Source organism: Micromonospora sp. WMMD714, from assembly GCF_029581315.1.
Classification (GTDB): domain Bacteria; phylum Actinomycetota; class Actinomycetes; order Mycobacteriales; family Micromonosporaceae; genus Micromonospora; species Micromonospora rifamycinica.
On sequence record NZ_CP120744.1, the window covers coordinates 2634888 to 2654145 of the forward strand.

17 protein-coding genes are annotated in these 19258 nt (G+C 71.0%); 6 read left to right on the forward strand and 11 right to left on the reverse strand.

Annotation, left to right across the window (positions count from 1 at the left end; translation table 11 throughout):
• Window positions 1-36: 36 nt before the first annotated feature.
• The 4 genes from O7625_RS11830 to O7625_RS11845 are packed head-to-tail and all read right to left on the reverse strand — an operon-like array spanning window position 37 to window position 4796.
• Complete coding sequence (locus tag O7625_RS11830) at window positions 37-2073, reverse strand: ABC transporter ATP-binding protein (protein ID WP_282345867.1); 2037 nt, start codon at window positions 2071-2073, stop codon at window positions 37-39.
• Complete coding sequence (locus O7625_RS11835) at window positions 2070-3803, reverse strand: ABC transporter ATP-binding protein (RefSeq protein ID WP_282345869.1); 1734 nt, start codon at window positions 3801-3803, stop codon at window positions 2070-2072. Before O7625_RS11835 ends, O7625_RS11830 begins: the two co-directional genes overlap by 4 nt.
• A complete protein-coding gene (locus tag O7625_RS11840; RefSeq protein ID WP_282346917.1) occupies window positions 3797-4318 on the reverse strand; it encodes a MarR family winged helix-turn-helix transcriptional regulator in 522 nt (173 codons plus the stop codon). Before O7625_RS11840 ends, O7625_RS11835 begins: the two co-directional genes overlap by 7 nt.
• Window positions 4319-4349: 31 nt before the next feature.
• Window positions 4350-4796: a DoxX family membrane protein gene (locus O7625_RS11845; RefSeq protein WP_282345871.1), complete on the reverse strand. Its 447-nt coding sequence runs from the start codon at window positions 4794-4796 to the stop codon at window positions 4350-4352.
• A gap of 86 nt (window positions 4797-4882) precedes the next feature.
• Between O7625_RS11845 and O7625_RS11850 the strand changes: the two genes are divergently transcribed.
• Window positions 4883-5506, forward strand: a complete 624-nt coding sequence (locus O7625_RS11850; protein WP_282345873.1) for a TetR/AcrR family transcriptional regulator — start codon at window positions 4883-4885, stop codon at window positions 5504-5506.
• A 267-nt stretch (window positions 5507-5773) separates the two neighbouring features.
• On the opposite strand, the gene O7625_RS11855 is transcribed toward O7625_RS11850, so the two are convergent.
• Window positions 5774-7213 carry a GuaB1 family IMP dehydrogenase-related protein gene (locus tag O7625_RS11855; RefSeq protein ID WP_282345875.1) on the reverse strand — a complete coding sequence of 480 codons (1440 nt, stop codon included), beginning with the start codon at window positions 7211-7213 and terminating at the stop codon, window positions 5774-5776.
• Between the two features lie 290 nt (window positions 7214-7503).
• Window positions 7504-9255 (reverse strand): biotin carboxylase N-terminal domain-containing protein, encoded by a 1752-nt coding sequence (locus O7625_RS11860; RefSeq protein WP_282345877.1) that lies wholly within the window; start codon window positions 9253-9255, stop codon window positions 7504-7506.
• A gap of 147 nt (window positions 9256-9402) precedes the next feature.
• Here O7625_RS11860 and O7625_RS11865 point away from each other — a divergent pair, with 147 nt between their 5' ends.
• From O7625_RS11865 to O7625_RS11875, 3 genes are all read left to right on the forward strand, one after another.
• Window positions 9403-10023 (forward strand): PadR family transcriptional regulator, encoded by a 621-nt coding sequence (locus tag O7625_RS11865; RefSeq protein WP_282346919.1) that lies wholly within the window; start codon window positions 9403-9405, stop codon window positions 10021-10023.
• Between the two features lie 116 nt (window positions 10024-10139).
• Window positions 10140-11099: an ATP-binding cassette domain-containing protein gene (locus O7625_RS11870; protein WP_282270954.1), complete on the forward strand. Its 960-nt coding sequence runs from the start codon at window positions 10140-10142 to the stop codon at window positions 11097-11099.
• A 19-nt stretch (window positions 11100-11118) separates the two neighbouring features.
• On the forward strand, window positions 11119-11874 hold the full coding sequence (locus tag O7625_RS11875; protein WP_067302917.1) for an ABC transporter permease: 756 nt from the start codon (window positions 11119-11121) through the stop codon (window positions 11872-11874).
• A gap of 146 nt (window positions 11875-12020) precedes the next feature.
• On the opposite strand, the gene O7625_RS11880 is transcribed toward O7625_RS11875, so the two are convergent.
• The 5 genes from O7625_RS11880 to O7625_RS11905 form a co-directional block, all read right to left on the reverse strand.
• A complete protein-coding gene (locus tag O7625_RS11880; protein WP_067302913.1) occupies window positions 12021-12674 on the reverse strand; it encodes an O-methyltransferase in 654 nt (217 codons plus the stop codon).
• A gap of 10 nt (window positions 12675-12684) precedes the next feature.
• Window positions 12685-13341: a Maf family protein gene (locus O7625_RS11885; protein ID WP_282345880.1), complete on the reverse strand. Its 657-nt coding sequence runs from the start codon at window positions 13339-13341 to the stop codon at window positions 12685-12687.
• 9 nt (window positions 13342-13350) lie between these two features.
• Window positions 13351-14487: a S8 family serine peptidase gene (locus O7625_RS11890; RefSeq protein ID WP_282345884.1), complete on the reverse strand. Its 1137-nt coding sequence runs from the start codon at window positions 14485-14487 to the stop codon at window positions 13351-13353.
• A 1360-nt stretch (window positions 14488-15847) separates the two neighbouring features.
• A complete protein-coding gene (locus O7625_RS11900) occupies window positions 15848-16315 on the reverse strand; it encodes a hypothetical protein (protein ID WP_067302910.1) in 468 nt (155 codons plus the stop codon).
• 90 nt (window positions 16316-16405) lie between these two features.
• Window positions 16406-16618 carry an acyl-CoA carboxylase subunit epsilon gene (locus tag O7625_RS11905; protein WP_282345890.1) on the reverse strand — a complete coding sequence of 71 codons (213 nt, stop codon included), beginning with the start codon at window positions 16616-16618 and terminating at the stop codon, window positions 16406-16408.
• A gap of 90 nt (window positions 16619-16708) precedes the next feature.
• On the opposite strand from O7625_RS11905, the gene O7625_RS11910 reads away from it, so the two are divergent.
• Window positions 16709-18826, forward strand: coding sequence for a serine/threonine-protein kinase (locus O7625_RS11910; protein WP_282345891.1), 2118 nt, complete (start codon window positions 16709-16711; stop codon window positions 18824-18826).
• 93 nt (window positions 18827-18919) lie between these two features.
• Window positions 18920-19153, forward strand: coding sequence for a hypothetical protein (locus O7625_RS11915; protein WP_282345892.1), 234 nt, complete (start codon window positions 18920-18922; stop codon window positions 19151-19153).
• The last annotated feature ends 105 nt before the right edge of the window (window positions 19154-19258 follow it).

A 19258-nucleotide genomic window follows, 5' to 3' on the forward strand; every position in this document is an offset into this window, starting at 1 on the left:
GCGACGCCCCCGGTCCCGCCCCGGTCGGTGCGACGCTCAGCCCCGGGCCGGTGCCGCGGCCGCCGGTGCCGGCACGGCCTCGTCGTCGACCACCGCGGCGGTGAACTGCGCCTGGTAGAGCCGGTGGTACGCCCCCCGCGCGGCGAGCAGCTGCTGATGGGTGCCCTGCTCGACGATCCGGCCGTTCTCCATCATCAGGATCAGGTGGGCGTCGCGGATGGTGGAGAGCCGGTGCGCGATGACGAAGCTGGTCCGGTCGGAGCGCAGCGCCGCCATCGCCCGTTGCAACAGCACCTCGGTACGGGTGTCCACCGAGCTGGTGGCCTCGTCCAGGATCAGCAGCGACGGCTCGGCGAGGAACGCCCGCGCGATGGTGATGAGCTGCTTCTCACCGGCGCTGACGTTGCTGCCCTCCTCGTCGATGACGGTGTCGTACCCGTCGGGGAGGCTGCGGACGAACCGGTCCACGAAGGTGGCCCGGCTGGCGGCGAGGATCTCCTCCTCGGTGGCGTCCGGGCGGCCGTAGGCGATGTTGTCCCGGATGGTGCCGCCGAAGAGCCAGGTGTCCTGGAGCACCATGCCGATCCGGCCGCGCAGGTCGTCGCGGCGCAGCGTGGTGATGTCAACCCCGTCCAGGGTGATCCGCCCGGCGTCCAGTTCGTAGAAGCGCATCACCAGGTTGACCAGGGTGGTCTTCCCGGCGCCGGTGGGGCCGACGATCGCCACGGTGTGGCCGGGCTCGGCGACCAGGGAGAGGTCGTCGATCAGCGGCTTGTCCGGGTCGTACCGGAAGGAGATGTTCTCGAACTCGACCCGGCCGTGCGGTGCGGCGATCCGGGTCGGGGCGGCCGGGTCGGGGCTCTGCTCGTCGGCGTCGAGCACGGCGAAGACCCGTTCGGCGGAGGCCACCCCGGACTGGAGCAGGTTCGCCATCGACGCGACCTGGGTGAGGGGCTGGGTGAACTGCCGCGAGTACTGGATGAACGCCTGCACGTCACCGAGGCTCATCGACCCGGACGCCACCCGCAGCCCACCGACCACGGCGATCGCCACGTAGCTGAGGTTCCCGATGAACATCATCGCCGGCATGATGATCCCGGAGATGAACTGCGCGCCGAAGCTGGCCCGGAACAGCTCCTCGTTCTTGGCGTGGAAACTGGCCTCGACCTCCGGCTGGCGGCCGAAGACCTTGACCAGTTCGTGGCCGGTGAACGCCTCCTCGATCTGGCCGTTCAGCTCACCGGTGTGCGTCCACTGGGCGATGAACTTGCGCTGTGACCGCTTGGCGATCCGCTGCGTCACGATCACCGACAGCGGCACCGCGATCAGCGCGACCAGCGCCAGCAGCGGCGAGATCCAGAACATCATCGCCAGGACGCCGACCACGGTCAGCAGCGAGGTGAGCAGTTGGCTGAGCGTCTGCGACAGGGTCTGCGAGATGTTGTCGATGTCGTTGGTGACCCGGCTGAGCAGCTCGCCCCGGGGCTGCCGGTCGAAGTAGGGCAGCGGCAGCCGGTTGAGCTTCTCCTCCACCTCGGCGCGCAGCCGCAGCACGGTGGCCTGCACCACCCCGTTGAGCAGCCAGCCCTGCCACCAGGCCAGCAGGCTGGCCGCCACGTACAGGCCGAGCGCGAACAGCAGCGTCCGGCCGAGGGCGTCGAAGTCGATGCCGGCCCCGGGGACCACGTCCATCCGGGCGAGCATGTCGGCGAGGTTGTCGTTGCCGGCGGCCCGCATCCCGGCCACCGCCTGGTCGACGGTGGTGCCGGGAGGAAGCTGCCGGCCGAGCACCCCGGCGAAGATGATGTCGGTGGCGTGGCCGAGGATCTTCGGGCCGATCACGCTGAACCCGACGCTGGCCACGGCCAGGGTGATGATGCCGGTCAGCGTCACCCGGTGCGGCCGCAGCCGGCGGAGCAGCCGGCGGGCCGACGGCCCGAAGTTCATCGACTTCTCCGCGGGCATGGCGGCGCTCATCCACGGCGGGCCGCCACCGCGCCGGCCGGCGGCGGTGGGCAGCCGCTGCGGCGTGGTCGCCTCCGGGGCCTTCTTCTGCTCGGGTACGGCGGTCATGCCGGCACCCCCGTGGTCTGCTGGGACGCCACGATCTCGGCGTACGTCGGGCAGTCGTCGAGCAGTTCGTCGTGTCGGCCCATTCCGACCACACCCCCGTCCTCCAGCACGATGATCTGGTCGGCGTCGATGATCGTGGACACCCGCTGGGCCACGATCACCACTGCGGCCTCGGCGGTGACCGGGCGCAACGCGGCCCGCAACCGGGCGTCGGTGCCCAGGTCGAGCGCCGAGAACGAGTCGTCGAAGAGGTAGATCTCCGGTTTGCGGACCAGCGCGCGGGCGATGGCCAGGCGTTGCCGTTGCCCGCCGGAGACGTTGGTGCCGCCCTGGGCGATCGGGGCGTCCAGCCCGCCGGACATCTGGGCCACGAAGTCGCGGGCCTGGGCGATCTCCAACGCCGTCCACAGCTCGTCGTCGGTGGCGTCCGGGTTGCCGTACCGCAGGTTGCTCGCCACCGTGCCGGTGAACAGGTACGGCTTCTGCGGCACCAGGCCGATCCGCCGCCACAACTCCTCCGGGGCGAGGTCCCGGACGTCGACCCCGTCGACCAGCACCTGGCCCGCGGTCGGGTCGACCAGCCGGGGGATCAGGGTCAACAGGGTCGTCTTGCCGGCGCCGGTGGATCCGATCACGGCGGTGGTTCGGCCGGGGGTGGCCCGGAACGAGATGTCGTGCAGCACCGGCGCGCTGGCCCCCGGGTACTGGAAGGAGACGCCGCGCAGCTCCAGCTCGCCGTGCCCGTCGACGTCGGTGACCGGGGTGGTCGACGGGACCACCGAGGACTCGGTGTCCAGCACCTCGGCGACGCGTTCGGCGCAGACCGCCGCGCGGGGCACCAGCATCAGCATGAAGGTGGCCATCATGACCGCCATCAGGATCTGCATGAGGTACGCCAGGAAGGCGGTCAGCGCGCCGATCTGGATCTGCCCGGAGTCGACCCGCTGGGCGCCGAACCAGAGCACGGCGACGCTGGAGACGTTGAGCACCAGCATCACCACCGGGAAGATCAGCGCCATCAGCCGGCCGACCCGCAGGGCGGTGGCGGTGAGATCGGCGTTCGCGACCCCGAACCGCTGCGTCTCGTACGGTTCCCGGACGAACGCCCGGACCACCCGGATGCCGGTGATCTGCTCCCGGAGCACCCGGTTGACGGTGTCGATCCGGGTCTGCATGAGCCGGAAGCCGGGCACCATCCGGCGGATGACCAGCCCGAGCGTGACGGCGAGCACCGGCACGCTGACCAGCATCAGCCAGGACAGGCCGATGTCCTCCCGCAGCGCCATCACCACCCCGCCGATGCTCATGATCGGGGCCGCGACCAGCATGGTGCAGCTGGTCAGCACGAGCATCTGCACCTGCTGCACGTCGTTGGTGTTGCGGGTGATCAACGAGGGGGCGCCGAAGTGGGCGACCTCCCGCGCGGAGAAGCGGTTGACCTGCCCGAAGATCGCCGAGCGGAGGTCCCGGCCGAAGGCCATCGCGGTGCGGGCGCCGAAGTAGACCGCCGCCACCGAGCAGGCGATCTGCACCAGGCTGACCACCAGCATCCAGCCACCGGTACGGATGATGTAGTCGGTGTCGCCCCGGGCCACCCCCAGGTCGATGATGTCGGCGTTGAGGCTCGGCAGGTAGAGCGACGCCATCGTGCCGACGAACTGGAGCAGCACCACCAGGCCCAGCGGCCGGTGGTAGGGCCGCAGGTAGCGGCGCAACAGACTGATCAGCACGGATGGCTCCCGGGCCTCGGGTCGGTCGTTCCCTGGTGCTGTGTTGTCAACCTCTTGTCCTCCCCGTCGGACATGGTCGTGATGACCTCGATCAGGAAATCCCGGATCACCGCGCGCCGGGCCGGATCAGCGTCGACGGAGGTGAGCGGGGTGGCGGTGTGCATCTGGTCGACCAGGGCCTGGGTGCGCTCGCGCCCCTTGTCGGTCAGCGCCAGTCGGACGGTGCGTCGGTCGGCGTCGTCGCGGCGGCGCTCGACGAAGCCGTCCCGTTCCAGGGTGTCGATGATCCCGGTGAGGGTGGCGGGCCGGACGAAACAGCGGTCGGCCACGTCCCGGTGGGTGGCGTCGTCGAGATGGGTGAGGGTGAACAGCACCCGCATCCCGGCCGGGGTCAGGCCGTGGTGCTCGGCGAGGTAGCGACCCCAGTGCTGGTCGACGAGATGCCCGGCGACCGACAGCAGCCGGCCGAGTGGCACGCCGCGGAGCACGTCCGGATATGCGGGCAGTGGTTCCATCTGCACGGTCAGTATGTTAGCCCCCGGACCGTCAGGGGCCAAACGAAATGGTCAGGGCCACTGCGACGTACCCGATCTGCAACACCGTGCGCGGTCCGAGCGGGGTGACGGGTCGGTCGGCGAGCGTCAGACCGCGCCGGGCCGCCGAGACGTTGGCGGGGAACATCGCCACCATCAACAGTGCCAGGGCGGCGGCGGCCGGTCGGGCGGTGACCGGGACCAGCAACGCCACGGCCCCGGCCAACTCCAGCACCCCGGTGACGGTGACCAGACCGCCCGGGCGGGGCAGGCGTGGCGGGACCATGGCGATCAGGTCCTCCCGGCGGGGTGAGGTGAAGTGGGCGAAGCCGGTCAACACGAACAGCAGTGCCAGCCCGACGCGGAGCGCGGGGTGCCAGCCGTCGAGCGCGGCCACGCCGGCCAGCCCGGCCAGGCGCGCGGCGGCGGTGCCGACGAGCAGAGCGATCAACGGAACCATGCGGGCCTCCTCGGGTGCAAATCTTTATGCTGACAAGATAGCTGGAGGAATGGCCGTCTTGTCAACGTAAAGATATGCTCGGTGTCATGACCGACACCCGCGCCTACCACCACGGCGACCTGCCACGCGCCCTGCTCGCGGCGGCGGTGGCGGCGATCGAGGAGTCCGGCCCGGCGGCGCTCAGCCTGCGCGACCTCGCCCGCCGCGCCGGCGTCTCGCACGCCGCCCCCACCCACCACTTCGGTGACAAGGCGGGGCTGCTCACCGCCCTCGCCGTCGAGGGGTTCGACCTGCTGGCCGCCGCCCTGTCCGCGGCCGGGGACGACCTGCTCGACGTGGGGGTGGCGTACGTCGACTTCGCCGTCCGCCACCGGGCGCACTTCGAGGTGATGTTCCGCCCCGACCTCTACCGCGCCGACGCCCCCGAGGTGCGGGCGGCCCGGGAACGGGCCGGCGCTTCGCTGCACGTCGGGGTGGCGGCCCTACCGCCGGACCGTGCCGACCCGGACGGCTCGCGGACGGATTCGCTGGCCGCCTGGTCGATCGTGCACGGCTTCGCCACGCTCTGGCTCTCCGGTGCGCTGCCGCCCGACGTCGAGGCCGACCCCCGCATCGCCGCCCGCACCGTCATCCGCCGCCTCTTCCCGTCCCCCTCCCCCCTCCCTCCCCCGCCCCCTCCCTCCCCACCCCACCCTGCCCGCACGGGTTGATCAAGAGCTTTACGTCACCCCACCCGCCCAAACCTGACGCAAACCTCTTGATCGCCGCCTCGCCCGCCCGGTGTGAACGGGTGATCAAGAGCTTTGCGTCACCCACCTGCTCAGAGCTGCCCCAAACCTCTTGATCACCCGGCGCCGACGGCTCTGGTATCGGTGATCAAGAGGTTTGGGGCATGGCTGGGCGGGCGGGGTGACGTAAAGCTCTTGATCAACTCGCGCAGGCGCAGGCGCAGGCGCAGGCGGAGCGCAGGGGTGGGGTTACCAGCTGGTGGGGAGGGGCATGCCTTCGGTGTAGCCGGCGGTGCTCTGGACGCCGACCAGGGCGCGTTCGTGGAACTCGTCCAGGGTGCGGGCGCCGGCGTAGGTGCAGGCGCTGCGTACCCCGGAGACGATCTCGTCGATCAGGTCCTCGACGCTGGGGCGGGTCGGATCCAGGTACATCCGCGCGGTGGAGATGCCCTCCTCGAAGATCGCCTTCCGGGCCCGGTCGAAGGCGCTGTCCTCGGCGGTCCGCGCACTGACCGCCCGCGAGGAGGCCATCCCGAAGCTCTCCTTGTAGCGGCGGCCGTCGGGCTCGGTGTAGAGGTCGCCCGGGGACTCGTAGGTGCCGGCGAACCAGGAGCCCACCATCACGTTGGACGCCCCGGCGGCCAGCGCCAGCGCCACGTCGCGGGGGTGCCGGACGCCCCCGTCGGCCCAGACGTGCCGGCCGAGGGCGCGGGCCGCCGCCGCGCAGTCGAGCACCGCCGAGAACTGCGGTCGGCCGACCCCGGTCATCATCCGGGTGGTGCACATCGCGCCCGGTCCGACGCCGACCTTGACGATGTCCGCGCCCGCCTCGACCAGATCGCGTACCCCCTCGGCGGTGACCACGTTGCCGGCCGCCACCGGCACCGGCGGGTCGAGCTTGCGCACCGCCCGCAGGGCGGCGAGCATCCGATGCTGGTGCCCATGGGCGGTGTCCACCACCAGCGTGTCCACCCCGGCCGCGAGGAGCGCCTCGGCCTTGCCGGTGACGTCTCCGTTGATGCCCACCGCGGCGGCTATCCGCAGCCGTCCCCGGTCGTCGACGGCCGGCTTGTAGAGGGTGGCGCGCAGCGCGCCCTGCCGGGTGAGCACCCCGACGAGGCGGCCGTCGGCGTCCACCACCGGGGCCAGCCGCCGCCGTCCCGCGTTGAGCCGCTCGAATCCGGTACGCGGGTCCGCGTCGGCCGGCACGGTGTGCAGCTCGGTGGACATCACGTGCTGGAGCTGGGCGAACCTGTCCACCTCGTGGGTGTCACCTTCGGTGACCACCCCCACCGGCCGGCCGGCCTCGTCGATCACCACCACCGCACCGTGGGACTTCTTGGGCAGCAGGTGGATGGCGTCACCGACGGTGTCGGTCGGGCCGAGCGTGATCGGGGTGTCGTGCACCAGGTGCCGTTGCTTGACCCAGTCGACCACGGTGGCGACCACGTCGATCGGGATGTCCTGCGGGATCACCGCGATCGCGCCGCGCCGGGCCACCGTCTCGGCCATCCGCCGACCGGACACCGCGGTCATGTTCGCCACCACCAGGGGGATGGTGGTGCCGGTGCCGTCGCCGGTGGCCAGGTCGACGTCGAGCCGCGAACCCACCTCGGAGCGGTTCGGCGCCATGAAGACGTCGTTGTAGGTCAGGTCGTGCGCGGGCACCGCGCCATGAAGGAACCTCACCCGACCATCATTCCCGGTCCCGGTCCCTCCCGCCGCCCGTCGGTGGCCCGGACCACCCACCGCGGCAGGACTGCCCGGCGGCGGGCCACCGGTTCCCGACGAGGCCGGGGCCGGGGCCGTCCGGCGGCGGGAGGCCGGTGCCGACCCACCGGTTCACCACGGGGTACGGCCGGAGTCGTCCGACGACCGGATGCCGCCGGCGACGGGATGCCGGTGACCGGATGCCGACGACGCGATGCCGGTGACCGGCGCGGGGGGGTGGCAGGTGTACGGCGGGGCAGCCGGGCGGTTCAGGTGATGGTGCAGATCGCCGCGCCGGCGGTGAGCACCGCGCCGACCTCGGCGGTGAGCCCGGCGACCGTGCCGGCCCGGTGGGCGTGCAGCGGCTGCTCCATCTTCATCGCCTCCAGGACGACGACCAGGTCCCCCTCGGCGACGGTGTCCCCGTCCGCGACGGCGATCTTGACGATGGTGCCCTGCATGGGGGAGGTGAGCGCGTCGCCGCTGACCGTCGCGCCGGCGTTGGCGCCGCCGCCCCGGCGGGCCGGCTTCCGGGCGGTCGGCGCGGCGGTGGTCGTACCCCCGGAAAGGCCGGCGGGGAGGGTGACCTCCAGCCGCTTGCCGCCCACCTCGACCACGACGGTCTCGCGTGCCGCCGCCGTCTCGGCGGGGGCGGCGGTCGGGGTGAACGCCGGGACGGTGTTGTCGAACTCGGTCTCGATCCACCGGGTGTGCACGGTGAACGGCTCGGTGGTGAACGCCGGATCCCGTACGACGAGGCGGTGGAACGGCAGCGCGGTGGCCATCCCCTCGACGACCATCTCGTCGAGCACCCGGCGGGCCCGCTCGACGGCCTCGGCGCGGGTCTCGCCGGTGACGATCACCTTGGCCAGCAGCGAGTCGAAGTTGCCGCCGATCACGTCCCCGGCCCGTACCCCGGTGTCGACCCGGACGCCGGGACCGCTGGGCAGGCGCAGCGCGGTGATGACGCCCGGGGCGGGGAGGAAGTTGCGGCCCGGGTCCTCGCCGTTGATCCGGAACTCGATGGCGTGCCCGCGCGGGGTCGGATCCTCGGTGAGGCGCAGCTTCTCGCCGTCGGCGATCCGGAACTGCTCACGGACCAGGTCGACGCCGGCGGTCTCCTCGGTGACCGGGTGTTCCACCTGGAGCCGGGTGTTCACCTCCAGGAAGGAGATGGTGCCGTCCCCACCCACCAGGTACTCGACCGTGCCGGCGCCGTGGTAGCCGGCCTCCCGGCAGATCGCCTTGGCGCTGTCGTGGATCTGGGCACGCTGCGCGGCGGTGAGGAACGGCGCCGGGGCCTCCTCGACCAGCTTCTGGTGCCGGCGCTGGAGTGAGCAGTCCCGGGTGCCGACCACGACCACGTTGCCGTGCTGGTCGGCCAGGACCTGCGCCTCCACGTGCCGGGGCCGGTCGAGGTAGCGCTCGACGAAGCACTCGCCCCGGCCGAACGCGGCGACCGCCTCCCGGGTGGCCGACTCGAACAGGTGCGGGATCTCCTCCAGGGTGCGGGCCACCTTGAGGCCGCGCCCGCCGCCGCCGAAGGCGGCCTTGATGGCGACCGGCAGGCCGTGCTCGACGGCGAAGGCGGTCACCTCGGCGGCGTCAGCCACCGGGTCGGGGGTGCCGGGGACCAGGGGTGCGCCGGCCCGCTGGGCGAGGTGCCGGGCGGTCACCTTGTCGCCGAGGTCGCGGATCGCCTGCGGGGTGGGGCCGATCCAGGTCAGCCGGGCGTCGATGACGGCCTGGGCGAAGTCGGCGTTCTCGGAGAGGAAGCCGTAGCCCGGGTGTACGGCGTCCGCGCCGGACCGCCGGGCCACCTCGATCAGCCTGTCGATCCGCAGGTAGCTGTCGGCGGCGGTGTCGCCGCCCAGGGCGTACGCCTCGTCGGCGAGGGTGGCGTGCAGGGCGTCCCGGTCGGAGTCGGCGTAGACGGCGACGCTGTCCAGCCCGGCGTCGCGGCAGGCCCGGATGACGCGGACGGCGATCTCGCCGCGGTTGGCGATGAGAACCTTGCGCACCTGGTGCTCCTCCCGGGGTCGTTGACTGGGGAGTGTATCGGCCGGTCGGAAGCACCCCTAACGATCACTCAGTGTGGGATGCCGCACTGTCCACGCCGAGGGTTAGTCAAGTTTGGCTATTACGCTCGTGCGGTGTCTGCGACTCGGATGATGATCCTGGGGCTGGTTCGGTGGATGCAGCCCGTACACGGCTACGACGTGCGCCGCGAACTGTTGAGCTGGGGTGCCGACAAGTGGGCGAACGTGCAGCCCGGCTCGATCTACCACGCGTTGCGCAAGCTGACCGAGGAGGGGCTGTTACGGACGGTCGCCACCGAGCAGGTCGGTGCCCGTCCGGCGCGTACCACGTACGAGGTGACGCCCAAGGGAGACGAGGAGTTCGAGACGTTGCTGCGGGCGCAGTGGTGGCGGCTGCACGAGGTGCCGGACCCGTTCGCGGCGGCCTTCTCGTTCCTGCCGGCGATGCCCCGCGAGGAGGCGGCGGCAGCGCTGCGCAACCGGGCGAACCTGCTGCGTGCCGGTGTCGAGTGGATGCGTGCCTCGTTGGACTCCGACTGGGCACGCAACAGCAGGCCGGTGCACGTGGCCTGGATGTTCGAGCTGTGGATGGCGCGGGCCGAGGCGGAGGTGGCGTGGTGCGGGCGGATCGCCGAGCGGATCGATTCGGGGGTGTCGTACCTGCCTGCTGGGCTGACGGGGCCGGACGTCTGGCCCGGCTGGACCGATGGTGGTCCGCCGGCCGAACGGAAAAGCAATAATCAAAGTTGACCATAGAAGCTATATCGCGTTAGCCTGCTCCCGACCCGATGGTGGGGAGTGCGCCGCACGGTGCCTCGGGGCAGAGAGCGGCCGGCACGACCCGGCCCGGACGACCAGGAGCAGAAATGATCGAGACCAGGGGGCTGCGGAAGTCGTTCCGCTCCCGGCAGGGTCGGGAGACGAAGACGGTGGACGCCGTACGAGGGGTGGACCTCCAGGTCCCGGCGGGGGAGATCTTCGGCTTCCTCGGCCCCAACGGCGCCGGCAAGACCACCACCCTGCGGATGCTCGCCACGTTGATCGAGCCCGACGGGGGCGAGGCCGTCATCGCCGGCGCCGACCTGCGCAAGGACCCGGCCGAGGTGCGCCGCCGGATCGGCTACGTGGCCCAGGGCGGCAGCACCTGGGACGAGAGCACCGCCCGCGAGGAACTCGTCCTGCACGCCCGGATGTACGGCATCGGCAAGGCCGAGGCGCACCGCCGCGCGGTCCGCGCCCTGGAGGCCTTCCAGCTCACCGAGTACGCCGACCGCAAGTGCAAGACCTACTCGGGCGGCCAGCGGCGGCGGGTGGAGATCGCCCTCGGCATCATCCACGAACCGAAGATCGTCTTCCTGGACGAGCCGACCACCGGCCTCGACCCGCAGAGCCGCGCGCACATGTGGGACGAGATCCGCCGGCTGCGTACCGAGGGGATGACGGTCTTCATCACCACCCACTACCTCGACGAGGCCGACGCGCTCTGCGACCGGATCTCGATCATGGATCACGGCGAGGTGGTCGCCGAGGGTACGCCGGCCGAGCTGAAGCGGGAGATCTCCGGCGACGTCGTGCTGGTCGGCCTGGACGTGGCGAGCACCCCGCAGGCCGCCCAGCTCCTCGACAGCGAGGAGTACCTCAACAAGTTGGAGACCGTCGACGAGGGCGGACTGCGTCTCTACGTCGACGAGGGCGCCACCGCCATCCCGCAGATCCTGCGCCGGCTCGACCACGCCGGGCTGGTCATGAGCTCCATCGAGCTGCACCGCCCCAGCCTCGACGACGTCTTCCTCACCAAGACCGGCCGCTCGCTGCGCGAGTCCTGAGACACCCCGGAGACCACGGATGAAATTCGCCCGCGACACCTGGCTGATCTTCCAACGCCAACTTCAACTGCTGCTGCGCAACCCGGTCTGGGTCTTCGTCGGCGTCTTCCAGCCGGTGATGTACCTGCTGCTCTTCGCCCCGCTGCTCAAGCCGGCCCTGAACGCGCCCACCCAGGCCGCCGCGTACAAGATCTTCGTACCCGGTCTGCTGGTGCTGCTGGCCATCTTCGGCGGGCTGTTCCAGGGCTTCGGCCTGATCGCCGAGCTGCGCGCCGGGGTGATCGAGCGGTCCCGGGTCACCCCGATCAGCCGGCTCGCCCTGCTGCTCGGTCGCTCGCTGCGCGACGTCGTCTCGCTCCTCGTCCAGGCGGTGATCATCACCCTGCTGGCGCTCCTGTTCGACCTGCGGGTCTTCATCGTGGACCTGCTCCTGGCGTACCTGATGCTGGCCCTGATCGCGCTGATGACCTCGGCCGTCTCGTACGGCGTCGCGCTCAAGGTCAAGAGCGAGGACGCGCTCGCCCCGCTGATGAACACGGTGGCCCAGCCGGTGCTGCTGCTCTCCGGCATCCTGCTGCCGCTGACCTTCGCCCCCGGCTGGCTGCAGGGGGTCGCCGAGTGGAACCCGTTCTCCTGGGCGGTGGACGGCACCCGGGCACTGTTCGCCGGTGACCTCGGCAACGACAAGGTCTGGCAGGGGCTGGCCATCATCACGGTGCTCGCCGCCGCCGGGGTCTACTGGGCGGCCCGGCAGTTCGCCCGCAGCGTCCGCTGACGGGGAGCCGCGCCCACCCGCCCGCCACGTCGCCCGGGTGCCCTTGATCGACTCAATGTCGCCGATACAGCGGTGTCTGCCCGTGCCGGACACCGCTGTATCGGCGCAGCGGAGCCGATCTCCGCAGCCGACCCCAGGTCGAGCGGTCAGCGCACCCGGGCGAGGGTGACCCCGTCGGCGAGGGGGAGCATCACCGCGTCGACACGGACGTCGGCCAGCACCTCGTCGTTGAAGGCCGCGATGGCCCGGTCGGCGGCGTCACGCGGGGCGAGCACCCGGCCGCCACGCAGGGTGTTGTCGACCGCGATGACCGCGCCGGGCCGCATCCGGGGCACCAGCTCCGCCCAGTACACCGGGTAGCCGGTCTTGTCGGCATCGATGAAGGCGAAGTCCAGGTGCCGGTCGTGCGGCAGCTCCCGCAGCGTCTCCGCGGCCGGGCCGATCCGCAGCTCGATCCGGTCGGCCACCCCGGCCCGCCGCCAGTACGACCGGGCGATGCCGGTGAACTCCTCCGAGATGTCGAAGCAGGTCAGCCGACCGTCGTCGGGCAACCCACGGGCGATGGCCAGCGACGACAGCCCGGTGAACGTACCCACCTCGACGGCCCGGCGTGCCCCCAGCAACCGGGTCAGGAAGGTGAGGAACGCCGCCTGCTCCGGCGCCACCTGCATCTCGGCGTGCGCCGGCAGGACGGCCCGGGTCTCCTCGGCCAGGTCGCGGAGGATCTCGTCCGGCGGGGAGCCGTGGGCGACGAGATAGGCGTGCAGTTCCGGCGTCAGCGGCAACGACTTCGAGGTCATGACCCGGACGTTAGCCCAGCGGCCGGATCTCCTGGGCTCCCGGCGCGACCCTGGCCCACAGGTCCGTGATGCTCAGCCCGAGGTCACCCAGCAGCCGACGCAGCAGCGGCAACGACAACCCGATCACCGTTCCCGGGTCACCCTCGATCCCGTCCAGGAACGCCCCACCCAGTCCGTCGATGGTGAACGCCCCGGCCACCGCCAACGGCTCACCCGTGGCCACGTACGCCGCGATCTCCTCGTCGGTGACGTCGGCGAAACGCACGACGGTCGAGGCCACCGCCTCGACGCGGGCCTCGTGCACCTCGTCGACCAGGCAGTGCCCGGTGTGCAACACCCCGGAGCGCCCCCGCATCCGTCCCCAGCGCCGGGTCGCGTCGGCCGCGTCCGCCGGCTTGCCGAGAATCTCGCCGTCGAACGCGAGGACGGAGTCGCAACCCAGCACCAACGTGCGCTCGTCCGGCGTGGGGCGCAGCCGATCGGCCACCGCCTGCGCCTTCATCCGGGCCAGCTCCAGGCACAGGTCCTCGGCCCTATCCGCGACGACCTGGGATTCGTCCACCCCGCTCACCAGCACGTCGGGTTCGATCCCGGCGGCGTGCAGCAACTTGCGGCGGGCGGGACTCTGCGAGGCGAGCACGAGGCGGAGCGGCATGGAGTTGGGCACGGGCCGACGCTACCGGCTGATCCGCGGCGGCGGATCGTCGGCACGTCGGCGTCGCCGCCACACCAGGAATCCGCACCCGGCCGCCACGATCACCCCCAGCGTGACCCACCCCCGGGTGGCGGCACCACGGCCGCCGTCACCCCCGGCCGGCTGCGCGGCTGCGCTCGTCACGCCGCTCGGCGGCACCGCCGTCACGCTCTCGAAACCAAGCGGGGGTACGTCGGCGGTCAGCGCCGCCACCAGGTCGATGACGCCGTAGCCGTACTCGTCGTCGCGGCCCGGCGGACCTTTGTCGACGGCGGTGGCGGTGAGCCGGTGGACGACCTCGGCGGCGGGCAGATAGGGGTACTTCGAGCGGACCAGCGCCGCAGCCCCGGCCACGATCGCAGTCGCATCGGACGTACCGGTGCCCTTGCGGTACTTGCCGTCGATGCTGGTGCTGTAGATGTCGACCGCCGGAGCAACGACATCAATCTCCGGACCGCTCACAGAAATGGACGCGTGATTGCCGTCGGGTCCAACTCCCCCTACTGATAGGACCCCAATTTCGCTGGCAGGGTATCCCACCGATGGCGAATTTGGCCTATTGCCTGAAGCTGCAACAATTACAATATTTGCGCTTAGTGCAGCCCTTACCGCCCGCTGGAGGCGCACGCTAGCCTCTGCTACGGCAGAAATGCTGATGATATCCGCATGTTTTGCGGTTGCGTACTCAATGCCTGCGGCTAGGTCATCGACATCGCCATCTTTGCGGGGTGGTGAGTAGAAGATTGGTAGTATCTTGGCGTGGGGTGCAATGCCAAGAGTTCCGCGATTGTTTTTCTGCCCGTGTGCAGCTATTAATCCCGCCATTCCTGTGCCATGTCCGTCTCGATCTTCTCTCCCATCGCCGTCGCCGCCGCGGATTATATCTACTCCTGGTAGTAGGTTCCTGATCAGGTCGGGATGGCGATCCACTCCACTGTCCGGAACTGCAACTACCACACCAGCTCCTTGACTGATTTGTTGAGCCGCCGAGGCATTGAGATATGTCAGGTGCCATTGCTGGGTGCGGTGATGATCAATATGGTTCGAATTCTGAGGGATGGTAGTTAGTCCTGCGACCGCTGCCAAAGCAAAAATCCCGCAGAATATGCCCCGAGTCACCGATTGATGCCGATTGTCGGACCCGGATCAATCGGGCCTTCGTCCTCTGGCGGGAGCACAATCGGAGGTACGCCTTTGTCTGTACCCCAAGGATTGTCGACGTCCCAACATCGCGCTCCCGGCTCGCTGGAGCCGCGGCGATGGTTTCGGTCGCCATGAATACCTGAGCCAAGATTTGTCCCGAAGGTGGGTGCTCCCCCAATCGGCGGCAATCCGTGGAGTCCGCCGGGTTGAGCGCTCCGGCCGATGCCAGGCCGAGTGCCCGCAGCGCCGGTCGGGGCGGTGCCAGCTGAACCTCCTCCAATTATCCCGCCGATTGGATTTACTCGCCTTGGCGAGGGAGTGCTATTTAATGGCCCGAGATTTACCCCCGGGGTGCCGCCAATTATTCCGCCGGGAGGCGTTGGTCGAGGAAGTTCGGGAGATGGGCCGCCTTTAATTCCAGTGATCGGGAATCTTTTGTGGGTAGGTGTTCCGGAGGGATGTCGCATTTGTGGTTGCCCTATCGGCGATCCACTTGGCATTGGGCCGAGGTTCCCGGGCGGCGGGCTTGCCGGGCTGGCATTTGGTGGCGTGGGAGTGGCTGTAGGTGGGCTAGTAGCTGAGCCAGCCCCACCTAGGGTTGGTCCAATATCAGAAATCCCTGAAGGGAGAGTTGCCCGGTTGGGTGACGACGACCGCTTGGTCTCCGGTGTAATCGCGATGGGCGTAGGAACGATTGGAGGAATAAGGGGTCCTGCTTCGCCTCCCGCAACAAAAGGTCGAGTCTCATCGTCAACCTTCGGCACGGGTCGCGCCACGGGAGGCTTTTGGAGCATGGACTGGGCTTGTTGGAGTTCGCCGCTGAGTCCGAACATGATCCCGCGCGCCTGCGTGTTCAACTTCTCCAGGTCCGCGTCGGTCACCGGCGGGTCCACCACCCGGCTGCCCGCCGCCGCCCTGGGATCGGCCAGTGTCGCTTCGTACCCTCGCTTCTGGTGGAGTTGCCGGGCGTAGTCGTCGTGCAGCCGCTTGATCTCCGGCCGGGCGCTGTCGATGGCGCGGGCGGCGGCGGCGAGGGCGTCGTGGTTGGCGGCGGCCGTGTCGTGGGTGCGCTGCACCTTGCCGATCAGCTCGTCCAGCTCGCCGAGGTAGGTGCGGGCGGCGGCGTTCGTGGCGGGCGGCCACGCCTCGGCGAGGCCGCTGCGGTACTGCTGGAGCCGCCGCAGGTGGGTCTGGGCGAGGTCGCACACCTTGCGCCAACCGGCGACGTGTTTCCAGTGCCCCTGCGTCTCCTGGTCCTGGAGGCAGGCCCACATGCTGAGCACGTCCATCAGGTGCCAGTCGGTCAGCCCGGACGTGCGGCCACCGCCGCGTTCGATCATGGGAGGACCACCGGCCCCGGATTGTCCGGGCTGTTGGGCTCGGGGGCGGTCCACGGGGAGCGGGCGGCGAGGGTGGACCCGGTGGCCTGCGCGCCGCGCAGGGCACGTTCGACGTCGGTGACCCGCGCCTCGGCGAAGGCGTCGGTCTCCTGGTAGTCGACGGCGATCCGGTTGGCGGCGGCGGCGAGCCGGCCGGTGGCCCCGGCCAGGCCGTGCACCAGGTCGGAGGTGGCCTGCTGGGTCTCCCAGTGTGCCTGGAGGAAGTGCACCAACTCGATGAACGCGTCGCACGGGTTGGGCACCGCGGCGGTCATGTCGTCGGCGATGTGGCGCAGGTGCGGGGCGTAGTGCCGGTCGACCTCGGTCTGGAGCTGATCGGCGAACTCCCGCATCTGTCGGATATCGGCCTCGATGCCGCCGTAGTCACCGAGCCAGGAAGCTGGACGGCCCTCCTCAGGGATCACTGGTCCTCCCGAATGTAACGACGCCATCCCCCAGAGTGAGGCTAGTGGCTGTCCGGCGATACCGGCAGCCCCCATCGGCGGCGCCGACCGTCAGCGGGGCAGGCCGGACGCGCGCCAGGCGCCGGGACCGGCCACCGGGGACACGCCGGCGGGTCGGGCGCTGCTGGTCCACGCGGAGCGGGTGACCTGCGGGGGTGTGCCGGTCGGCCGGGAACGGAGCAGGACCGCGCCCACCAGGGCGGCCAGCTCCTCGGCGGTCGGGTTCCCCCGGACGACCCGGAACAGCGGCTCTTCGGCAGACATGCCGCCAGGGTACGCGGCGAAAGTTGACCCACGTCGCACAGTGGCGTGCCGGCGGTGTGTGCCTTCGTGGGGCCGGGTACCGTCTCACCGATGTCTGACGTGCCTTCCCAACTCGTCGCTGACCGGTACCGGCTGCTCTCGCCGCTCGGTCAGGGTGGCATGGGTCGGGTCTGGAAGGCGCGCGACGAGGTGCTGCACCGGGACGTGGCCATCAAGGAGCTCGTCCCGCCGCCCAGCCTGACCGACGACGAGCGCCGCGAGATGCGGGAGCGGTCGCTGCGTGAGGCGCGGGCCATCGCCCGGCTCAACCACGTCAACGTGGTCCGCATCTTCGACGTGCTGCGCACCGACGGCGACCCGTGGATCGTCATGGAGTACGTGGCGTCGCGGTCGTTGCAGGACACTCTCGCCGAGGACGGGCCGGTGTCCCCGGCCCGCGCGGTGGAGATCGGCCTGGGCGTGCTGGGCGCGCTGAAGTCCGCCCACAAGGCCGGTGTGATGCACCGGGACGTCAAGCCGGGCAACGTGCTGCTCGGCACCGACGGCCGGGTGGTGCTGACCGATTTCGGACTGGCCACCATCCCCGGCGATCCGAACGTCACCCGGACGGGCATGGTGCTCGGCTCGCCCGCGTACATCGCGCCGGAGCGGGCCAGGGACGGCACCGCCGGGCCGGAGGCCGACCTCTGGTCGCTGGGGGCGACGCTCTACGCCGCGGTGGAGGGCAAGTCGCCGTACGCCCGGCCGTCGGCGATCGGCACGCTCGCCGCGCTGGCCACCGAGCCGCTGCCGCCGGCCAGGAACGCCGGCCCGCTGAAGCCGGTGCTGACCGGCCTGCTCCGCAAGGACCCGACCGAGCGGATCACCGCCGAGGTCGCGGAGCGCATGCTGCGGCGGGCCGCCGGCAAGCGGGCCAAGGGCATCTCACTGCTCGACGGGGTACGCCGCCCCGGGCCGAACGGTCCGCGTGAGCCGCGCGCACCGGTGGTGCCGGCGCAGGGTGGCACCGGTGGGAAGATCTCGTCGTCACTGGCGGCCGCTGCGGGGGCCGCCACCGGCACCGCGGCCGCGAAGGCCGCCGCCGCGAAAGCCGCAGCCGCGAAGGCAGCTGCGGCGAAGGCGGCGTCGGACAGCGCCGCCACGAACGACAGCGCCGCCGCGCGGACCACCACCGCCGGTACCGCCCCGACCGACGCCACGGCGACGGTCGGCACCGACGCCCCCACCATGGGCGGGGACGCCACGGCGACGATCCCGGCCGGGGCGGACGCCGGACCCACCACGAAGGTCACCCCGCCGACCGAGGCCGAAGCCGCGCCGACCAGCTCGGTGGACCCGGCCGACAGCTCGCCGACCAGCGTGGTCGCCGCACCGGCGGACGCCGACGCCGCGACCGGCACGGTGGCCCCGCCGGCCCGGGTCGATCCGCCCCCGCCGGGCAACCCCACCGCCGTTCTGGACGCGCCGGTCGGCCCGTCCGCCGGGTCCGCCGGGGTCGCCTCCGTCCCGGTGTACGACGGGACGCCGCCGGACAACCGGCGACGTAACCTGCTGCTCGGCGCGCTGGTCGTGGTGCTGCTGGTGGGGCTGGCGCTGGCCGTCCCGCTGCTGACCCGCTCCGACGACCCGGACGACGGCCCGTCACCGGCCGCGCCGACCAGTGTCGCCGCGTCCTCCGCCGCCCCGACGTCGGCTCCGGCGGCTCCGCCGCCGACCAGCGCCGCGCCCACGCCCAGCCCGTCGGCCAGCCCCTCGGTGGATCCGAACGCGCTGCCGGTCGGCTGGGAGATGTTCACGGGGCCGACGTTCAGCGTGCCGGTGCCGAAGGGCTGGCGGCGCAGCGTCCGGTCCGACTCGGTGACCATCACCGAGCCCGGTGGGGTGCGGGAACTGCTCATCCAGTGGACGTCCAGCCCGAAGAAGGACGCGGTCGCCGACTGGAAGGCGCAGGAGCCGAACCGGAGCAGCTACGTCAGCAACTACCAGTACCTCGACATCAAGGCGTGTGGCGGCTACCGCACCTGCGCCGACTGGGACTGGTTGGAGAGCCGGGACAACACCCGGATCCACGTCCGCAACCGGGGTTTCGTCACCGCCACGAACCGGGGCTTCGCGATCCGCTGGGAGGTGGCGGCGAAGGACTGGAACGCCAACCTCGACAACTTCGCCCTGATCACCAGCCGGTTCGTGCCGGACCGGAGGAACTGATCCCGGGGGATTCCCGCCGGGGGTGAAATCGTTTCGCATGACTTTCCGTCGTCCGGGGTATCGGTGTACCCGACGACGGAAGGAGGTAGCGAGATGAGTTACCGACGCAGGGACGCCCGACCCAGGCTGGCACTGTGGATGCTCGTCGCCCTCGGCGATGTCGTCCTGCTGCTGGTGAGCGCCGGCGTGGCCGTGCTGGTCGCGCTGGTCGCCGTCGTGACGGTCGCCGCCGCCGGGGTCGCCGCCTGGCGGCTGACCCGCCGGACCACGATGACCACCGGCGCGGACCCGGTGACCATGCCGCTGACCAGCCGCAGGAACGCCTGAGCCGGCGGACCGGAAGGCGACCGGCCGGCACGACGGGCGGCAACGGGACCGGTCGGCACCGCAGGATGGGTGACCGGTCCCGCTGCCGCCGCGTCGTGGACGGCG

Coding starts and splice junctions, on each gene's coding strand:
- O7625_RS11880 (WP_067302913.1), bottom strand. CDS start 12,674: ATGACCTCGAAGTCGTTGCCGCTGACGCCGGAACTGCACGCCTATCTC.
- O7625_RS11875 (WP_067302917.1), top strand. CDS start 11,119: ATGAAATTCGCCCGCGACACCTGGCTGATCTTCCAACGCCAACTTCAA.
- O7625_RS11845 (WP_282345871.1), bottom strand. CDS start 4,796: ATGGTTCCGTTGATCGCTCTGCTCGTCGGCACCGCCGCCGCGCGCCTG.
- O7625_RS11830 (WP_282345867.1), bottom strand. CDS start 2,073: ATGACCGCCGTACCCGAGCAGAAGAAGGCCCCGGAGGCGACCACGCCG.
- O7625_RS11865 (WP_282346919.1), top strand. CDS start 9,403: ATGATGATCCTGGGGCTGGTTCGGTGGATGCAGCCCGTACACGGCTAC.
- O7625_RS11910 (WP_282345891.1), top strand. CDS start 16,709: ATGTCTGACGTGCCTTCCCAACTCGTCGCTGACCGGTACCGGCTGCTC.
- O7625_RS11840 (WP_282346917.1), bottom strand. CDS start 4,318: ATGGAACCACTGCCCGCATATCCGGACGTGCTCCGCGGCGTGCCACTC.
- O7625_RS11905 (WP_282345890.1), bottom strand. CDS start 16,618: ATGTCTGCCGAAGAGCCGCTGTTCCGGGTCGTCCGGGGGAACCCGACC.
- O7625_RS11870 (WP_282270954.1), top strand. CDS start 10,140: ATGATCGAGACCAGGGGGCTGCGGAAGTCGTTCCGCTCCCGGCAGGGT.
- O7625_RS11850 (WP_282345873.1), top strand. CDS start 4,883: ATGACCGACACCCGCGCCTACCACCACGGCGACCTGCCACGCGCCCTG.
- O7625_RS11915 (WP_282345892.1), top strand. CDS start 18,920: ATGAGTTACCGACGCAGGGACGCCCGACCCAGGCTGGCACTGTGGATG.